3 protein-coding genes and 2 pseudogenes are annotated in these 4,747 nt (G+C 45.1%); 1 reads left to right on the forward strand and 4 read right to left on the reverse strand.

Going from position 1 to position 4,747, the window contains the following annotated elements; genetic code table 11:
- Nucleotides 1-359: pseudogene (locus FU659_RS34365) on the forward strand (hypothetical protein); the annotation flags it as partial.
- On the opposite strand, the pseudogene FU659_RS34370 reads toward FU659_RS34365, so the two are convergent.
- From FU659_RS34370 to FU659_RS34385, 4 genes and pseudogenes are all read right to left on the reverse strand, one after another.
- A pseudogene (locus FU659_RS34370) lies at nucleotides 256-1,622 on the reverse strand (NADPH-dependent assimilatory sulfite reductase hemoprotein subunit); the annotation flags it as partial. The pseudogenes FU659_RS34365 and FU659_RS34370 sit on opposite strands and share 104 nt — an antisense overlap.
- Before the next feature lie 38 nt (nucleotides 1,623-1,660).
- Nucleotides 1,661-3,484, reverse strand: a complete 1,824-nt coding sequence (locus tag FU659_RS34375) for an assimilatory sulfite reductase (NADPH) flavoprotein subunit (protein WP_147951653.1) — start codon at nucleotides 3,482-3,484, stop codon at nucleotides 1,661-1,663.
- Between the two features lie 248 nt (nucleotides 3,485-3,732).
- Complete coding sequence (locus FU659_RS34380) at nucleotides 3,733-4,155, reverse strand: hypothetical protein (RefSeq protein ID WP_187274611.1); 423 nt, start codon at nucleotides 4,153-4,155, stop codon at nucleotides 3,733-3,735.
- Between the two features lie 80 nt (nucleotides 4,156-4,235).
- The coding region (locus FU659_RS34385) for an MFS transporter (protein ID WP_483874524.1) at nucleotides 4,236-4,747 on the reverse strand (512 nt) is incomplete at its 5' end.

Consider the following 4,747-nt stretch of genomic DNA (forward strand, 5'->3'; position numbering starts at 1 on the left):
TTCGCATGACGGGTTGTCCGAATGGATGCGCACGTCCAATGTTGGCGGAAATAGCCTTCATTGGTAAAGCTCCAGGCAAATACAATATGTATTTGGGTGGCGGTCATTCTGGAAACAGACTTAATAAGCTTTATAAGGAAAACATTGGGGAAGCGGAGATTCTGGAGTCGTTGCAACCGATGGTTACGCGATATGCGAAGGAACGTCATGAAAACGAGCATTTCGGTGATTTTGTTATTCGCGCCGGTTATGTCAAGGAAGATAACGCTCAGATTCAGCCATCGCTAAACCGCAGGTTGGAAGAGCAACGCATGCCATGGAGCTTCTCCGTAATGCAGAATAATGAAGTCCATCCGTAAGGCCATACTCCTTGATCAAATCCTCAATCTTTTTCTTCTTCTGACTGCTCACGTTCCCGATAATCAAGTTTTGATTCGCTGTAAGTCTGAAATCTCCGGTATGAACTTTGGCGATTTCACGAAGTCCTGTCATCAGAAGGTAATTGTCCTCATCTTTGACACGACCATTTTGAATAAACAGGTTGAAATGCCATTTCCCGTTGCTGCCCTTCACCCAACCATAGCGATCTCCATTATTGTCAAAATGGTAAGGACGCGCTGCCTCTAGTTTCCAACCTAGACGAGCGGTTAGTTCACCTACGAACCAATCGATACCGCGGTCATCAATCGTATACTTGAAACGTGCGTGTTTCCGTACAGAACGGTCGCCATAATCCCGTTGAATCATGACTGTTTTCTCCGCCAAATCAATCATCTGATCAGGCGTAATGAAACCAATCACTTGAGCTACCTGCGGGTAAGTCAACGGATCGCCATGGCTCATCCCCATACCGCCACCAACAGATACATTGAAGCCCTTCAAGCGTCCATCTTCAACTATCGCAATGAAGCCCAGATCCTGTGAAAATACGTCCACGTCATTGGACGGAGGCACTGCAATACCGATTTTGAACTTACGCGGCAAGTAGACACGACCATAGATCGGCTCTTGCTCTGCGCCATCCTGACTGTCCACTACTTTCTCGCCATCAAGCCAGATCTCATGATAGGCTTTGGTATGTGGATCCAGATGGTTGCTGACGCGGCTCGCCCATTCATACACTTCAGCATGAACTTCTGACTGATATGGGTTAGGATTACACATGACGTTACGATTAACGTCGCCGCAAGCAGCTAGCGTGCTCAACAGGGCATCATTCACTTCACGAATCGTCTTCTTCATATTCCACTTCAGCACACCATGAAGTTGGAAGGATTGACGTGTCGTCAGACGAATCGTACCGTTGGCATATTTCTGTGCAACGCGATCCATCATCAACCATTGGTCCGGCGTGACAATCCCGCCCGCAGCACGTACACGCAGCATGAATTGATAGGCTGGTTCCAATTTCTGCTTTTGCCGTTCATTACGCAGATCTCTATCATCCTGCATATAACTTCCGTGGAATTTCATTAATCGATTGTCATCCTCGGGAATAGACCCTGTAATCGCATTTTCTAGTGTCTCTACAAGGCTCCCCCGCAAGTAGTTGCTTCGGATTTTAATCTCTTCTACGTCACTATGTGGCGCACTATTTGGTGAAGCAAATTATTTTCTGACATGTTGCCTTTACTCCTCTCGCGCTCTTTGGAACATAAACTTAGTAGACATCCCTTTGATAACGTTTTTGCTGTTGCATACGAGCCAAATATTCTGCAGCTTCCTCTGTGCTGAAGCCGCCCTCTTGTTCAATTATTGTTGCTAATGTCGCATGGACATCATGAGCCATTTTCTTTTCGTCGCCACACACATACACGCAGGCGCCTTCTTGAAGCCATTTATAGAGCTCGGCACTCTTTTCAAGCATCCTGTGTTGTACATAAACCTTCTTGTCGGTATCTCGGGAGAAGGCAACATCCATGCGGGACAACACGCCATCCTTCAACCACTTCTGCCATTCGACTTGATAAAGAAAGTCCGTGGAGAAGTGCTGATCACCGTAGAAAAGCCATGTTTTACCTTCGGCACCACTCTCTTCCCGCTCTCCCAAAAAGGCTCTGAACGGGGCGACGCCCGTACCAGGTCCGATCATGATAATTGGGGTTTCCGCGTTCTCGGGAAGTTTAAAATTCGGATTGTTTTGAATATAAACCGGCAGCGTATCACCGGAATTGATACGCTCAGATAGCTGAACGGAGCATACACCGTAACGTTCTCTTCCTTGGGTTTCGTAACGCACGGTACGAACCGTAACGTGAACTTCATCCGGGTAAGCTTTGGAACTGCTTGCAATGGAATATAATCGAGCCGGCAATTTCCGAAGGATAGCGACAAAATCGGCAGCAGACACACCTTTAAAGGAGTAATCTTGTACCAGATCCAGCAAATCACGCCCGTGGAGATATGCTTTAAGATCTTGCTCGTTTCCTGCTGCTAAGAGTTGTTGTAGTTCAGGACTTGCAGTAAGCTTTGCTGCTTGCTCAAGCAAAGGCTTCGTGAGCAAGGTGATTTCATAATTCCGTAGCAAAGCTTCACGAACTGAACGTTTTTCACCATTTTTATTAATAATAATGAGTTCTTCAGCTTTCCAGCCTAACGCTTCAATCAATTCATCAACTAGACGCGGATGATTTTCCGGATAAATGCCTAAGCAGTCCCCCGGTTCATACTGAAGGTTCGATCCCTCCAAGGAAATCTCAATGTGACGGGTTTCGCGGTCCGAGCCACGGCCATTCAGATTTAAGTTTTCGAGGACCTCCGCTTGAAACGGATTCGTTCTGGAGTATTCCGATTCAGCTCCACTCTCTGCAGCCGCTCCGGAGGGATTTGCAGTAGAGGTAACTGTTGAAGCTTCACTCAACGAGCTTAAAACTTGGTTCATCCATTCAGCTGCAGGCTCGTCGAAATCCACATCACAATCGACACGCGGAGCAAGACGTTTACCGCCTAGCTCTTCCAATCGTTTGTCGAAATCCTTACCCGTTTGGCAGAATAGCTCGTAAGACGTATCCCCAAGTGAAAGCACTGAAAACCGCAGATCCTCCAATTGAGGCGCTCTCTTGCTATTAATGAAGTCATAGAAAGAAATCGCGTTATCCGGCGGTTCTCCTTCTCCGTGTGTGCTCACAAGGATAAGCAGGTTTTGGATTTTCTTTAAGGCATTTGGCTTGAAATCGCTCATGGACGAAAGCGTTACCTGAAAACCGCGTTCTTCCAACTTTTTAGACATTTTTTTGGCTAGTCCTTGAGACTTGCCGGTTTGAGATCCGAAGAGCACAGTTACATCTTTAGAGATCACCGTCGCACTAGTCACCATTGTTGCTATTGGCGCTGCTCCGGATATTGTGATATTTGCTGAACCTTGAAGAGCTGCAAGATACCCATTCAGCCAAATTCGTTGTGTTTCCGTTAATGTAGGAAGCAGACGATTAAGCAATTCTACTTGTTCCTGATTAAAAGGACTGTTCATTACTTGAAGTTCCAAAAATATCCACCTCTCATAGCACATATCGCATAATATTTCACTCTACTGAACCTATCACAGCTAGCGAAACAGGTCAATTAGAATCATCTTATACAATCTATCAGTAATATTGATAAAGGCAAAAAACTGTAAATAAATGGACGCCATAACAATGGATTGACCGTTTCCTGTATCAAATAAACATACAGGCTGCCCAGCATTTTCGCTAAGCAGCCTGTAAATGTATGATTATTTTCTATTGTCAATGATCATGGGGATTTATTTCGGAAATTCACTCCCGATTTGAATTCAATGATTATGAACACCAAACCAGGTTTTGCCTCTGGGCTGTTTAGCCTCCAAATCACCAGTACCGGTAATAGGATACCCAACAAAAATCCAACGCTATGCCAAATAGTAAATTCAATAATCCTTAGCACGATAAGAATGATAGAGAGTACAATGGCGTTTTTTTGCCGTGAAGGGCTTCGAGTACTTAATCGAACTGCGACCCAAATTGCCGCAAAACCGAAAATGATCATACCAAGGGAAACCATTTTCTTGGCTATACCTTCGTCGCCAATCGTTAACATGCCATTAACCAGATTGATAACTACAGCAAGATATATCAAGATTTGGATAAACAACACTACCGTCGGTTGTTTAGAGCGGGTAGAAGAATTACTTATCATCTCGATTTCTCCTTTTGTAATCAAATGAATCTCTCTTATTATTCCCCCATATATCCCCTGTTAATCACCCTTCCATTTCCCTATGATGCAGACTCTGTAGGTATAGAAGCTTTTTTGTTTCCTATCGCAAATTGAACCGCAATCTGCAGAACGATGATGAGGGCAAGCACGTAAAAAGCCTGAATGAAGCTGTTGGATACATCATGAATTCTGCCAATTACGAAAGGTCCTGCCGCCCCTAATATATAACCTCCGGACTGTACCATAGCTGACCATGCATTAGCCTCCCTCGAATTTCGCGTTTCATCGATTGGCAATATCAACGCAATAGGGAAAAGACCACCTGTCCCAATACCAAGCGGTATTGCCGCTAGCCACGGACTGAATGAAAAATTAAGCATTAGAACACCTATCAGCTCCAATAACGAGCAGCCGAGCAGCCACCATAAACGTCTCTGAAAACGTTGTACCCCCAGCGGGATGAATAAGGAAGCGATAAGCTCCATATCTTCCATGCCTAGCATTTTTTTGGCTTCCCGGTTGCAGGTAACGATTTTCCCTTCTTTGTTGACGGCAATAATCCCCTCGCAAA

The sequence above is a fragment of the Paenibacillus sp. N3.4 genome, assembly GCF_008017805.1.
GTDB lineage: Bacteria > Bacillota > Bacilli > Paenibacillales > NBRC-103111 > Paenibacillus_E.

What these genes read in the sequence shown, in the direction of transcription:
- FU659_RS34380 (WP_187274611.1), bottom strand. Translation starts at nt 4,155, where the DNA reads ATGATAAGTAATTCTTCTACCCGCTCTAAACAACCGACGGTAGTGTTG.